The organism is Chryseobacterium indologenes, assembly GCF_018362995.1.
GTDB lineage: Bacteria > Bacteroidota > Bacteroidia > Flavobacteriales > Weeksellaceae > Chryseobacterium > Chryseobacterium indologenes_G.
Window position 1 is genome coordinate 395,694 of the sequence record NZ_CP074372.1, and the last position, 14,542, is coordinate 410,235.

Here is a 14,542-nt window from a genome sequence, read left to right on the forward strand (position 1 = left end):
AAACTATGAAGAAATTATTAATACTTCCCGCTATCTGTTTTGCTTTGCCCGCAATGGCGCAGCAAATGATTACCGGAAGTGTGATGGACGAAACAACCCGATTACCAATAAAAGGCGTAACGGTAGCTATACAAAACACCAAAACAGCCACCACAACAGATCAAAATGGGAAATTCAGCCTTAGTACTGACGAGAAAAAGATTAGCCTTGTCATTCTCGGTAAAGGTTATGAAGAAAAGGTACTTCCTTTGGAACTGCCACTTTCAGAACCTTTGAGGATTTACCTATCAGAGAAAGTGGCACAGATCGATGAAGTGGTACTGACCACCGGGTATCAGAAAATACCAAAAGAACGTTCCACAGGTTCATTCTCCTCCGTAGGTAAGACAGCACTGAACACACAGGTATCCACGAATATTCTTGACCGCCTGGCGGCCACTGCCAACGGCATTGTCATCAGCCGGGGAACTTCCCAGGGAACGCCGCAGATTATGGTCAGAGGACTCAGCACGATTCAGGGACCGAAAGCCCCGCTGATCGTGGTGGACAACTTTCCCTACGATGGCGATATCAGCAATATCAATCCCAACATTGTTGAGAGCATTACCATCCTCAAAGATGCCGCCGCAGCGAGTATCTGGGGAGCCCGAGCCGCCAACGGGGTCATCGTTATTACCACTAAGGGAGCAAAATACAATCAGCCGATAATGGTGGATTTCAATACCTATCTCACGACAAGCCCGAAACCTGATTTGAATTACCTCAAAGTAATTTCCAGTGCAGATTTCATCGATGTGGAACAGGAGCTTTTTAAAAAGAACTTTTATAACACCGATATCAATTCATCAAGCCATCCGGTCCTTTCTCCGGTTGTAGATCTTCTCAACAAAGAAAAGAAAGGCCTGCTTTCTCACGAGGCGGTTCAGAGGGAGATCGAGCGGCTCAAAGGTATTGATTCACGAGATCAGTTCAAAAGGTATATGTACCAGCCATTGGAGAACCGGCAATATTCACTGAGTATGGCTGGAGGCGCACCGCAGTTTTCGTGGACCTCTTCACTCGGCTACGATGACAACACCGGAAACCTGGGTGAGAACTACCAAAGGATGAACCTGCGTTTCCAGAACACCTGGCAACCCCTGAAAAATCTTACCCTAAACACCGGGGTCTTCTTTACTCATTCATCGACCAAAAACGGAAGAAGTTCCTACGGAAGCATCATTATGAAAACCAATGCGGTTCCGTATATGGAAATGGCCGATGCGAACGGTAATGCACTTATTGTCTCAAAATCTTTTGAACAGGGCTATAAATCAGGATTGGGCAATGGAAAATTACTGGACTGGAACTACTATCCGCTCACTGACTGGCAGCATTTCTCAGGGACAGGCAGAAACTCGGAAATTATTATTAACGCAGGATTGAATTACAAAATCCTGAAGGGCTTTGATGCTGATTTGAAATACCAGTATCAGAGAACTACCGGGCTATCCAACAGTCTGTATGATGAACAAAGCTACTATGTAAGAGATTATGTCAACCGCTTCACGGTCATCAATTCCAACGGCAGCCTTACCTATAACGTTCCGAAAGGAAGCATACTGGATAAAACAACCTCACAACTGCTCATCAACAATTTCCGTGGCCAGCTGAATTTCAACAGAGGATTTGGAAAACATCAGGTTTCAGCCATTGCCGGCGGGGAGGTCCGGGATGCCAATTCCCAGTCTGCCAATACCAGATACTACGGCTATGACCCAAATAATCTTTCGTTCGGTACGGTGGATTTTAAGAATAAATACCAGCTGATCACAGGTGGTACTTCTTTCATTGATAACCTTAATGCCTTGCGTGAGACCAATAACCGATTCGTCTCCGTATATGCCAATGCGGCCTACACCTTCGATAACCGCTACACCATTTCCGGAAGTGCCAGAAGAGATGCCAGCAACCTGTTCGGGCTGAAGACCAATGACCAATGGAATCCGTTCTGGTCGGCAGGACTGTCCTGGAATGTCTCCAATGAAAAGCTCTATCATCTAAAGTGGCTGCCTGAACTCAAGCTAAGAGGTTCTTATGGTTATAATGGTAATATCAACCCTGCAATGGTCGCCGTGACCACAATGGCCATACTGGGTGTTTCCACCTATACCCAGGAACAGATGGCTAGATTTGACAACTATTACAATCCACAGCTTCGATGGGAAACGGTAAGGATGATCAATGCAGGACTGGATTTTGCGACCCGCAACAATAGGATCTCCGGCTCTGTAGAATATTTCCGTAAAAAAGGAGAAAATCTATTCGGACAGGTTCCGCTGGATTATACCATAGGATTAACCAGCCTGGTATGGAATGTTGCAGGTATTGAAGGGAATGGTATTGATGTGGAATTAAGGACCATCAACATCAATAAAGCATTCCGTTGGCAGACCACGGCTAATTTCAGCACGTACAAGGACAAGGTGACGAAATACTATCCAAGCAGCACTATTGCCAGGAACTTTGTGCTGTCAAGCGTTCCCATTTCAGGGATTGAAGGCTTGCCGGTCTATTCCATATTCGCTTACCAGTGGACAGGGCTTGATCCTCAGAATGGTGACCCCCGAGGATATCTGAATGGAGAGGTCAGTAAGGATTACGCCAAGATGATGGGCGCTGATGTAAAAGATCTGCAATACTTCGGTTCTGCCATTCCTACGGTGTATGGTTCATTTACCAATACCTTTTCTTATAAGCAATTCACTTTGGATATAGGGATCACCTACAAGCTGGGATATTATTTCAGAAGGCCTTCCATCAATTATACCAGCCTTTTTAAAGATTGGATCGGCCATAGTGATTATGCCTTACGGTGGCAGAAGCCCGGAGATGAGGCGTTTACCGATGTGCCGTCCAACCAGTATCAGACCAACTCTAACCGGGATGCCTTCTATGCAGGTTCGGCGGCTCTTATCGAAAAGGGTGATCATATCCGTCTGCAGTACATCAATCTGGGATACGAGATCGGCAAAAAGCAGTGGCAGCAGATGCCGCTTAAAGCCTTACAGCTCTATGCCAATATAAGCAACTTGGGAATCCTCTGGCAGGAAAGCAAAAGCGGGATCGATCCTGATTTTAATCTGGGCAGCTACGTGGTAAAGCCGCCTGTAATGTACACTTTAGGATTGAAAGCTAAATTTTAAAAATATAAAATTAAAAAATCAAAGGTATGAAAACTATCAACAAAATAAAAACACTCTTTAAATCATCAGTGCTAATACCGGTAATACTATCCGTTTTGAGTTGCAGTGATTTTTTAGATGAAAAATCAGACCTGAAGCTGGCTACACCCGATAAGCTGGAAGACAATCAGATGCTGCTCAACAACTATGGTTTTCTAAATGTGGATTTTGCATCCAGCGGTGAAACAAGCTCGGATGACTACTACCTTACGGATGCAGATTATAATGCATTAAGCTTCGAGGCCTCCAAACGGCTTTATACCTGGATGCCGGATAATGTGGCTACTCCGGTTTCCTCCGGAAATGACTGGTCAGCCTGTTACCGGAGCGTCTATGTCTGTAATGCCGTACTCTTCAATATGAAGGATAAGAACTATACCGGCGAGCAGGCTGATAACATCAGAGGACAGGCGTTGGCTTTGCGTGCCTTCCGCTACCTGGATGCCGCGCAGATCTGGTGTAAGGCTTATAATCCTCAAACAGCAGGTACAGATTTAGGTCTTCCACTAAGGCTGGATCCGGATATGAATATTCCGTCAGTGCGGTCAACGGTACAGCAAACCTATGAACAGATCATCAGTGACTTTCAAACGGCCATTCCACTATTGTTATCAAAACAGATCTCCGGAATGCGGATCTCAAGAGCAGCAGCTTATGGTCTGTTAGCCCGTACCTATCTGTTTATGGGAGATTATCAGAAAGCGCTCAGCAATACGGAAGCGGCATTGAATATCAATAGCGAGCTGATGGATTTTAATACCCTCAATCCTAATGCAGACTATCCTGTTACGGAAATGAACAAAGAGGTCCTGCTCTGGGCAGCGATGAAATACGAATATCATCTGATTCCGGCCAAAATCCCTGACCACATTTACCAGATGTACGATAATAATGACCTGCGGAAAACCGTATTTTTCAGGAAGAATGCAGTGAACGAGGTACTCTTCAAAGCGTATTACAATAATGCGAATGGTCCGATAGTAAGTGTGGCCACTGATGAGCTGTATCTGATGGCAGCTGAGTGTAAGGTAAGATTAAATAAGATCCAGGAAGGTATCGGTTATCTTAATACCTTGCTTGTCAAGAGATGGAAAACGGGAACCTATGTTCCGATAACTGCCAATTCGCAGTCAGAGGCTTTAGATATCATTCTTAAAGAACGGCGGAAAGAACTTTTGATTCGTGGACTCCGATGGCCAGACCTCAAACGGTATAATCGGGACGGAGCTAATATTACGTTGACAAGAACGGTTAAAGGACAAACTTATACGTTACCACCGAACGACCTTCGCTATGCGATCGCCATTCCGGAAGATATCATTACCCTGAGCGGAATACCACAGAATCCGAGATAACAAAAAAACAGGGCTGGAAGTTTCCAGCCCTGCATTGTTAAGGATTGATGAGTTAAGGTCTTCTTTCACTTGGGTGAATCGCTAAAACCTGGGCATTGGTCAGCCCGTCGATCACATCACTCAGGCTGCTTCCTTCTGGAACGGTCATAGAACAAGGTCTGTTTCCTGAAGTAATACAGGATGGGCTTGTTCCTTCCTGCCAGTTGGCTACTTCAGCAAAAGCACCTTCTGACACATCACTGCTGTTGTAAAAATACTGTTTGTCAGCGGACTTTTTTTCCATCACTTTGAAGGACATCACAGCCCCAGAGAATATCACAGCAGCAATCGCTACTGCATTGGCTTTCAAAATTTGATTAAGTTTCATAATTCCGGTCTTTTTATAGATCAAAAAAGATTACCATAAAAACTTTAGAAATCTGCCTGAGAAGTACAATTGAGTAGGTTAAGTCATTTAATTATACCCATAGATTAGCGAATCTTGTCGTACCAAAATATCCTATTCTACGTATTCTCAAACAAATTGTTGTTAATAAAATCATTTTAGAATTTCGGGTTGTTAAACTGCTTTCGGCCGTCTAATTTTAAGGTTGAACATTAATTACAAATTCAGTCACGATCGATCATCCGTAAATAATTACGGTAACATACTTACTCAGCATGCCTGCTGTATTTTAAATTTAAACCTAAAGCGATAACAGAAAGAATGACACAGCCTATATTAAAATACAAATGTTGATGCCAGCTCATTTTCTCCAAAATTCCGCCGCAGGAACAAGGTAAATGATCGCTTGTACTTAGTAGTAAAGCAATATATCCGCTGAAGATGAGCATCAAAATGATACTACTAATCAGTCCTATATTTCTGGTTTTCCGGTAGCATAACAATCCTGTAACAAGAAATTCAACAATGATTATCGTGTAAAGAAGGAATTGTGATAATTTATTCAACAAAGGTGATGCTGAAATCTGGGCTTGAAAATTTTCAAAATCCAGTAACTTACTAATGCCGGCGTAACAAAACTGTAGTATAAAAAAGTAGCTGACGAATTTTACGATTCTTGGTTTCGACTTTTTCATAATCATAATTAGTTTTTAAAATTTTATCTTCCGATTTATTTGCCTTAAATCTGAAGACTAAATTACAGTGATAGGAAGGCTGTGGAAAGCATTTGTGGGAAATATGTATCTTTTTATAAGTCACAAATGATACATTTTTACCACTGTTTTTATTTTTAAATAACTGAAAGTAAAATACTTGTGTCGTTTTTGCGGCTTCTGTCATGGCATTGGCTCCTACAAGTGATTTTAAAAAGATTTTTCCGGTAAATTTGAGTATATCTTATCGCTATGAATTATCATCATAAGATTTTACTGCTGATTTTTAATCTATTGCCCTTCTTTATGATGGCACAGGAGTCTGAAAAACTAACATACAAGATGATTTCAGACTTGTATGCGGGTTACCCTGAGAATGATGAAAGAGCAATGGCATTTGTAAACCGCTATATCGGAAAAGCCAAAAAAGAACATTGTCTTAACAAACAGATCATCGGTTATGAAGAAGCCATCTTTTATACTAAAAATGTAAACCGCAAATTATCTTACGCTGACAGTGCCATTTCTGTGGCATTGCAAGCAAAAGTCTCTGATGTAATCTCAAGATCTTACCTCGGAAAAGGAATCATTTACTATTACAATAAAAGACAGTATAAGCAGGCTTTGGAACAATACCTCAAAGCTTATCAATGGTCTCAAAATTCAGACAACGATTATCAGAAAAACAAGGTTGTCTATCACCTTGGGATGGTAAAAAGTTATCTGGGTGATTATCAGGAAGCGTCCGGACATTTTCGAAATACGGCGAGATATTTTGAGGAACGTCTGAAAGAAAATCTTAATTCCAACACCAGGCTGAATAATGAAGCGGGATATTTTAACAGCATTTATCGGCTCAGCAACTGTTATAGAAATTTAGGGTGGTACAGTCAGGAAGATTCGTTGATTGATCTGGGTTTGCAAAAACTGAAAAATATCAATGACCATCTATTAGAATACGGTTATTTGCAAACAGGAAAAGGCGTACAGCTTTTGAGAAAAGGAAGTAAAACCGAAGCATTAGAACATTTAAAATTATCACGTGATATTTTACTTAATAATCAGGATTACAATTCATTGACAATAATTTACTATTACTTAGGAAAAGTATATTGGTTACAAGAAAACAGGACTGAATCTTTGCGTTATCTGAATAAAGTAGATTCTATGATCCATAAATTCCATTTCATAAGCCCGGAGATCCGCTCAAATTATCAGTATCTTATTGCTGATGCAAAACAGAATGATAATGTTGACAGGCAGTTATATTATATCGATCAGCTCTTGAAAATGGATTCAATTCTCATTGCTGATTTTCCAATGATGGCATCAAAAATTTATCACAAGTATGACAGTGTTCAATTAATAAAGGATAAACAATTGCTGAAAAAGAAACATTATAATTTTAACGTAGTAACTGTTGCTACGGTTGTAGCAACTCTGATTATTTTACTTATTACACTGGATTACAGGCGGCGGGTAAAAAAGAAAAGAATTGGTATTAGGTATTATGAACTGCTGGAAAAAATGAGAAAGCACAATGATCTTTTTGAAACAGTTCCTATACTTTCCAATAAAAAAGAGCCATTCAGTCCGGAGGTTATAAAAGATATCAAAGCGAAACTTAAAAAGTTTGAAGACCAGAAACAATTTCTTACCAAAAATCTGACTTTACCAAAGGTTGCCAAAATGTTTGGCAGAAACCATTCCCAATTATCTTATGTACTGAACGAGCATCTGAAAATGTCTTTCACACAGTATCTGAAAATTTTAAGAATCAAGTACATCACTAATCTTCTGATCGAAGACAAGAACTATCTCAAATACAAGATTCACGTTTTAGCCGACCAATGTGGAATGTCTAACAGGCAGTCATTCTCCGCACACTTTCTCGAAATTAATGGAATGAGACCAACCGAATTTATAAAGAAGAGACTGAAGGAGATTGAAGAGAGATGAATATTATTTCAAAAAATAAATCAATTGTAACAGTATATAATTGAAAAAATATTAAATGATTTATAAAAAATGCATTGTTTTTATTGGTTCAATATGTAAATTTGAAAGATAACGATGATAAAATAGCATTCAAAAATGGTATTGAATTTATTTAGTGACTTAGAAGACGAACAATATAAGAATCGAAAAGATAAAATAGGACAAAGCTCAATCCAATATATTAAATCAGCAAGTATTCTTACAGAAGCTAAAGGCTTTATGCAAGCATACGATTATACACTTAACCCTTATTCTGGCTGTTCTTTTGGTTGCAATTATTGTTATGCTGCATTTTTTGCACGCTCTTCAGATGAAAGGGAAAACTGGGGAAATTGGTTGAAAGTAAAAGAAAACGCATTACAACTATTAATGAAATGGAGAAAGAAGCCTTTAATTGACAAAACTATTTATATAAGTAGTGTAACAGACCCTTACCAACCTATTGAGAAAGAACTTGAGCTTACAAGAAATATTCTTAAAGAGCTGCTTGATTTTCACAAACCCAGATTGGTAATTCAAACACGAAGTACCTATATTACACGAGATATTGACTTGATTAAACAATTTGATGTAGCTCAAGTGAATATGACAGTAACGACGGATAGCGAAGATGTAAGGAAAGCATTTGAGCCACTTTGCCCTTCCAATAAATTACGTTTGAAAGCTATAAAGGAAGTAACCGAAGCAGGTATTCAGACTTGTATTACAATGACGCCACTTTTGCCAATTCAGGACGCAAAGAAGTTTACTCAGGAACTTTTAGATACAGGAGTAAAAAAATTTATCGTTCAACCGTTTCACTCAGAAAAAGGAAAGTTTGTCGCAAGCACTAGAGAAATTGCACTGGAACAAATGAAAAAGATGAATTGGAACAATGACAAGTATCTTGCAGTTGTTGAAATATTCAGAAAAGAACTTCCCTGGTTAGGCGAAGGAAAACAAGGATTTGCCCCAATTTAAATTGCCTATGAAAAGTAAACTTACAGAGTGGTTAAGAGCCGAACAGCAAAATATAGACAAGGCAATTGCAAATGCTGCGATAAAGTATTACAATGAACACAATTCAGAACCTAACTTTCAATACGACTTAAAACAATGTCATATTGAGAGTTACAACCTAATCAGAGGAAAAGATTTATGTTATGACAGACCAAATACAGCTTTTGCTTACTCCATTTGGTACCATCCAAGAAGAATAAATACATTTCTTTCATTTTTCTTAAATAAAATCATTGAGCAAGATGGAGGGCACATCGAAATTTTTGATTTGGGTGCCGGCGCTGGTGCAATACAATGGAGCTTAGGATTAGTATATGTTGGACTTAAAAGATTAGGTAAAACACCACCAAGAATTACGATAATAAATATTGACACTAGTCCATTTATGCTCAATTATAATAAGGAGTATTTATGGAAAGAATTTTTAAAAATATATCCTGAAATTGACAATAATTTCATTGTTGAATATGAGGTTAACTCTTGGAATAATGAAAGAAATTTAGAAACTTCAAATCCAATTTTAGCGGCAAGCTATCTTTTCGATGCGTCAGACAATAAAATGGAAATTGCAAATGATTTCAAGGCATTAGTCAATAGGTACAGGCCGAATACTGTTTTGCTCTTAACTTCAAACCAAACAGAAAAAATTCAGTTTCTTAGAGAACTTGAAATAGAATTTAAACAGCAAGGCTATGACACGTTTAATACTTTGGAATCGAATTTACTTTTCACTGAACCACTTATAAATATTAATAAAATAAGAACGGCATTAAGTAAAAATCTTGGAATTTCAGAACTGCAAAGAGGTGCTTCGTGGATTGACAGAAGTCATTCGGGGTTGGTGTTAGAAAAACAGCAAATTGAATTTACATTTTCCTACGGAATTAAATCTATAGCTTCTTTAGATATCTATAATCCTCCAATAACAGTTCGCCGGGAGGTTTCTCTCAACGAAAAACAAAAACGGTCAGCAAGAAATACAGAAAACCCATCTATAATAGTTGGGCCAGCTGGCTGTGGTAAAAGCATCGTTATTACAGAAAAGATTAAAAATATAGTTGAAGCAGCAGAATATTCTCCCAACTTAAAAATTCTTGTAACTACTTTCAATAAGGGGCTTATAGGTAAATTGGCGGAATGGCTGAAAGATTTGCTTGATAGTACAAAATATTCAATCCATTATGACATTAACTCTTACGGATATAATGATAAATCAAGTCATATAAAGTTCAAAAATTCAGCACATACAAATATCAGATTACTACATTTTGATATGTTACCAAAATTACTTGGTGGTGTTAAATACAGAGGATTTGTAGATCACGAACAGCATTTTAATTTGTTAAGAGAAATTATTCAAAAAGTAAAGCAAGAAGAAAAAATTTTTAATGATAGATATGACAATATCTTAAACCCAGATTTTTTGTTTGAGGAATATCATCGTGTTATTTATGGTTTGCAAGTTGGAATTTCGCAAGGCGAAGATACATATTTGACAATTACAAGAAAAGGTCGAGGCAACAATCCTTCATTACAAAAAAATAGTGACAGAAGAAAATTAGCTTGGAAATGTTTGGCAGAGTACGCACAACGAATGCATAAGGAAGGTATTCAAAGTTTCACTTTAAGAAGACAATATCTGTTCTCTAAATTAAAGTCGGGTCAGCTAAATCCCTACTACGACTACATTTTAGTTGACGAATTTCAAGACTGCACAGAAGCAGATTTTGAGATTTTTTACTCAATGATAAAAGACCCTAACAATTTTACTATTGCAGGTGATCTGGCTCAATCAATTCACTTAGGAACAGCAGCAAGAATACCGAGGGATGAACGAATGAGCCGGCGGCAATTTTATCGTTTGGAAGGTTCATATCGTTTACCTGTAAGAATTAGTGAGTGTATTAAAAAACTTTCCGAAGCCATTGTTGAAAGATTTGGAAATGACGAAGGTGTTACAGACATTATACCATACAAAGGTGCACCACCCGGCTCAAGACCTATCGTTGTTTATGGGCAAAACTATATTGAAGTTGCCGAGAAGGTTAAACAAATTTTTGAACATTATAAAATATATGATCTTCAAAAAATAACAATTCTTGAGAAAGATGCTGAACTCCAGAGAGCAATTGCTCAAAAAGGAATTATTTCTGAAACTAACACAATCCTTAGTTTAAAGGGACTTGAAAAAGAATGCGTACTTTGGTCAACGAGAATACCTTTGGAGTTTGAGAAAGAAGTATTTGAATTTGCATACACCATTGTTACAAGAACTTCGAGTATTTTAATAATTGCCCTTACTGAAAATACACAAAATATTTACAAAAAAATCTTAGGGTTGTTAGACATTGAGCGTTTAATAATGTGGGACAAAGAAACATCTAGTAAATTTTATACTTTTTGTGAACAATATCTACCTGAAACTATAATTGATGAAGATCAGGAATAGAGAGGAAATATGAAAATATGAATGTATTAACCAAAATTGTGTTTTAAATGAAAGTTACAGAAATAGTATAGACTTATTACGGATTTCTGTAATTTACGATTGATTACTTTTCGTATATTTAATTTTACAATAATTCCTTTTCGAAATACATACATAGATGTCATATCGCGATTTTAATAGTTGGGTTTATAAATATTATCTGGAAAATTTAATTCCTAATCAAATTAATTCACTCACGATACCAAGTGGTGAGATTGAACACTACTTAATTTCAAGTAATGATAATGTAAAAAACTGGCGAGAAATTAACAAAGACTCTTGGAGTTATTTGCTAAAGCCTTACCCAAATAATACACCAAGATTTTTGGGTTTAATAGCCCTGCAATGTCACGCTGCATTCAAAATGCATAAGGATAATTCGGTAAGTGCTTCTAACTTTCGTGAAAGATTTGTTGAATTAATAGGAATTGATTCAAATACGAAGCTGAATCAGTTATTTACAGAAATGTATGATTCTAAGCTAAATATTCAAGAAAAAATTTGGAAATCAGTAGTAGATTTTTTTAAAACAAAAAATGTTGTAATCACTATTCCGTCACAAAAATCATTTACTGGTAGAAATACGCAATATCCTCAATCACAATGTATCATAAACTATGAAGATTTAAAAGAATATTTATCTCTTTTTACAGGAATACATTCAAAATATGATATTATCCATTTTGATGAATTTTGTACTGAGTATGAAATTTTATTGCCATATTTAAAACATAATTTTAGAAGAGAAAATAATGTTAAGGAGATTTCTATTTCTGAAAGTAAAATTAAAATAAAACAAATTTTTGATCATTATGTAAGTAATGAGTGGAGGAATCATGAACGTGTTAAAAAAGTTAAGCATGAGGAAAGCTTTAAAATATTCTATGTCAAATTGTTTGAAAATAGCATAAAAATGTTTGATGATAATTTTGAGGAGGTTACAAATGTTGGTACACTTTTCAAAAATAAAAAAATTATTTTTTTTAGAGAGGATATTGAAAATAAGGGAGAATTTAACTTAATAAAAAAATTAGAAAAAGGGTTCCAATATATTTTTTTAGCAGAAAAAGAAAATTCTCAAAACTCATTTTTGGAGAACCTGAATAAGACATTTTCCATGGGGAAAATATATTCTTGCTTAAATAATGTATGCTGTTTTCTAGTCGATCTCAGGGAGAACGTTCCAGATTTTTTGTCTGATTTTGTAGGAAATGAATATCCAATTGAATTACATGGATTCAAAGTATCACAAAAAAGACAATATTTTGTGACAAATCCACCAATCATTGTTTGTAAAAAAAATACCCCATATTCTCTTTATCTCAATAATTTACGTGTACAAGATAATCAGCCTTCAGTTTCTGGAAAATATATTATTAAAGTAAACGGATTTAGTAATTATTCTTTCGAAATTATTGATAAACCTACAATTTTGTCTCAGATTCAAGAATCAAATCAATTCCTAGATTTCAAAAGTATTGAATATACCACCAACGTAATTGGTGGAATGTCCGGTTTTTATGTTGAATATAAAACAGATTTTGTACCTAAAAATCTTACGATAATGAATTGGGCGAATGCAAAAAATAATCATAAGCTCAAATCAAAAAATATTATAATAAAGGCTATTAACCAAAGCAAACATGGAAAAAATTAGTAAAATTTATGCAGTCATATTAGATCGTTCTGAAAAAGGCTATGGCTCTGGAGGAAATTGTAAAGTAGTTTCATTATTAAGAAATGGTAATTATGTAACTGGAGAAGAAGATATATTGAATTATTTTGCTACAGATAGAAAACTGTTTTCAAATAAGATTTTTGATTTTGTACCTGATTTGATGGTGAGAGACCTAATTGAGATTACACCACAATATATAAATAAAGACGTTGAACAAAATAGGAACTATTATGTTTCGCTTCAAAGTGTAAAAAAAATAGGGACGCCTGTGGTTGATATACCAAGCGAATATTTGGAGCAGGATTTTATTGATCTGGATATCATTTCAAAATATCTTTCTGAAAGAAACCTCTATCCTAATAATCATACTCAAATTTATTTGTGTAATAACGAATCAATTTTCGGTCCTTTTAGGATTTCAAATTATTCTATAACACCCGTTCAGGGCAGGCATACCTATTCATTTGAGTATGATATTAATGAATTAATAGAAGATGATGATTTAAATTTTATTTTTTTAATTAGTGAACCTAAATCAAAGATAAAAGCAATTGATTGTAGCACACCTACCCAGTTAGTTGATTTTTTAAAAGGTCGTCTCCAGATTGATAGAGTCAGTTTAAATTTGCTCACCAAGATAGGTAAACAAATAAATGATATTAATAACGGTGCATCAGAATTAGATGTTATCCGCTTAAAAAGAGCATCCGATTATATAGGACAACTTTCAATGTCTTTAGAAGAGCTTTTTACAGTACTTAGCAAAGAAGATTTATGGAATCACGAAATAGGAAATATAGTCGACATATATAGGGATGAGTTTAAAAATTTTGCACTATTAGATATAAATAATTTAATAAAAAAGATTGAAGATGACCTCGCTCAAAAACAATCAGAATTGTTATTAACAGAAAATAAAATAGAGAAACAAACTGCTTTGGCCGTAGAACTAAAGAAAGAAATAGAGTATATTGAAAATCATAAAGACGAACTAATTCTAAATGTAAAATTACTTGCTGGACTACAGTCAGATAAGCCTTTGGAGCAGATTTCTTATAGTAAAAACATTTATGACATCATTCAAATTGAAAACAATCCAGTTTTTGATAATATTGACGATTTTTATGATAATTTGAAGGATAATTATAATATTAAAATCAACAATGGATCTATTTATGAAGATGGTATTTTGCTTTTAAAAGAAAATAGTTTCTTGGTTGCAAAGAGTGCTGTATTTGTATTAAACTTAATCCCTCACTTGGGGAAAACAGAAATATTACTTCAGAATGCTGAAGTTGATTGGTTAAAGTTTAGTTTTTGGAGAGAAAATGGCTTAGAAGAAATCGTTAATAAAGCTACTCTGAATAAAGAATTAAATTACATCTATATTCTGCAGGATTTCAATATCGCAAGTTTTGAGTGTTATGGTAAGCCTATTTTGGATATTGCAAATAATATTCGCAAATCCTTATTCGGTAGTAACTCATTTCCAAATAATTTAAAAATTATCCTGATTCAAGCTGATGAAGAAATAGAAGATTTTGCCTTCTCACTAAATAAATCAACTTTCAAGAATTGGAAATTTCTCCCAGGCGTTATCGATGTGCCCAAAATAGATTTTCCGGTTTGTGATGGTATTGATCTTTTGAATTTTATAGTAGATCGACCAGTCGAAGATTATTCAATAAACTATTTTTAATCG

At 35.8% G+C, this 14,542-nt stretch carries 9 protein-coding genes; 7 read left to right on the forward strand and 2 right to left on the reverse strand.

Going from position 1 to position 14,542, the window contains the following annotated elements:
- The first annotated feature begins 5 nt into the window (after positions 1–5).
- Positions 6–3,185 (forward strand): SusC/RagA family TonB-linked outer membrane protein, encoded by a 3,180-nt coding sequence (locus DYR29_RS01645; protein WP_213278944.1) that lies wholly within the window; start codon positions 6–8, stop codon positions 3,183–3,185.
- Between the two features lie 26 nt (positions 3,186–3,211).
- Complete coding sequence (locus tag DYR29_RS01650; RefSeq protein ID WP_213278945.1) at positions 3,212–4,579, forward strand: RagB/SusD family nutrient uptake outer membrane protein; 1,368 nt, start codon at positions 3,212–3,214, stop codon at positions 4,577–4,579.
- Between the two features lie 52 nt (positions 4,580–4,631).
- On the opposite strand, the gene DYR29_RS01655 is transcribed toward DYR29_RS01650, so the two are convergent.
- Entirely contained in the window at positions 4,632–4,946 is a 315-nt protein-coding gene (locus DYR29_RS01655) for a hypothetical protein (protein WP_213278946.1), read from the reverse strand.
- A 284-nt stretch (positions 4,947–5,230) separates the two neighbouring features.
- Positions 5,231–5,659 carry a MauE/DoxX family redox-associated membrane protein gene (locus DYR29_RS01660; RefSeq protein ID WP_213278947.1) on the reverse strand — a complete coding sequence of 143 codons (429 nt, stop codon included), beginning with the start codon at positions 5,657–5,659 and terminating at the stop codon, positions 5,231–5,233.
- A 270-nt stretch (positions 5,660–5,929) separates the two neighbouring features.
- Here DYR29_RS01660 and DYR29_RS01665 point away from each other — a divergent pair, with 270 nt between their 5' ends.
- From DYR29_RS01665 to DYR29_RS01685, 5 genes are all read left to right on the forward strand, one after another.
- Entirely contained in the window at positions 5,930–7,636 is a 1,707-nt protein-coding gene (locus tag DYR29_RS01665; RefSeq protein ID WP_213278949.1) for a helix-turn-helix domain-containing protein, read from the forward strand.
- A 135-nt stretch (positions 7,637–7,771) separates the two neighbouring features.
- Positions 7,772–8,635 carry an SPL family radical SAM protein gene (locus tag DYR29_RS01670; RefSeq protein WP_213278951.1) on the forward strand — a complete coding sequence of 288 codons (864 nt, stop codon included), beginning with the start codon at positions 7,772–7,774 and terminating at the stop codon, positions 8,633–8,635.
- A 7-nt stretch (positions 8,636–8,642) separates the two neighbouring features.
- Positions 8,643–11,123, forward strand: a complete 2,481-nt coding sequence (locus DYR29_RS01675) for a UvrD-helicase domain-containing protein (RefSeq protein ID WP_213278953.1) — start codon at positions 8,643–8,645, stop codon at positions 11,121–11,123.
- A 157-nt stretch (positions 11,124–11,280) separates the two neighbouring features.
- Positions 11,281–12,819 carry a hypothetical protein gene (locus DYR29_RS01680; RefSeq protein WP_213278955.1) on the forward strand — a complete coding sequence of 513 codons (1,539 nt, stop codon included), beginning with the start codon at positions 11,281–11,283 and terminating at the stop codon, positions 12,817–12,819.
- Complete coding sequence (locus DYR29_RS01685; protein WP_213278957.1) at positions 12,806–14,539, forward strand: hypothetical protein; 1,734 nt, start codon at positions 12,806–12,808, stop codon at positions 14,537–14,539. The genes DYR29_RS01680 and DYR29_RS01685 overlap by 14 nt, the downstream gene beginning before the upstream one ends.
- The last annotated feature ends 3 nt before the right edge of the window (positions 14,540–14,542 follow it).

Bases quoted from the DNA above. Each gene is read 5' to 3' on its own strand.
- DYR29_RS01655 (WP_213278946.1), bottom strand. From the start codon at position 4,946: ATGAAACTTAATCAAATTTTGAAAGCCAATGCAGTAGCGATTGCTGCT.
- DYR29_RS01665 (WP_213278949.1), top strand. From the start codon at position 5,930: ATGAATTATCATCATAAGATTTTACTGCTGATTTTTAATCTATTGCCC.
- DYR29_RS01645 (WP_213278944.1), top strand. From the start codon at position 6: ATGAAGAAATTATTAATACTTCCCGCTATCTGTTTTGCTTTGCCCGCA.
- DYR29_RS01660 (WP_213278947.1), bottom strand. From the start codon at position 5,659: ATGAAAAAGTCGAAACCAAGAATCGTAAAATTCGTCAGCTACTTTTTT.
- DYR29_RS01680 (WP_213278955.1), top strand. From the start codon at position 11,281: ATGTCATATCGCGATTTTAATAGTTGGGTTTATAAATATTATCTGGAA.
- DYR29_RS01685 (WP_213278957.1), top strand. From the start codon at position 12,806: ATGGAAAAAATTAGTAAAATTTATGCAGTCATATTAGATCGTTCTGAA.
- DYR29_RS01675 (WP_213278953.1), top strand. From the start codon at position 8,643: ATGAAAAGTAAACTTACAGAGTGGTTAAGAGCCGAACAGCAAAATATA.
- DYR29_RS01670 (WP_213278951.1), top strand. From the start codon at position 7,772: ATGGTATTGAATTTATTTAGTGACTTAGAAGACGAACAATATAAGAAT.
- DYR29_RS01650 (WP_213278945.1), top strand. From the start codon at position 3,212: ATGAAAACTATCAACAAAATAAAAACACTCTTTAAATCATCAGTGCTA.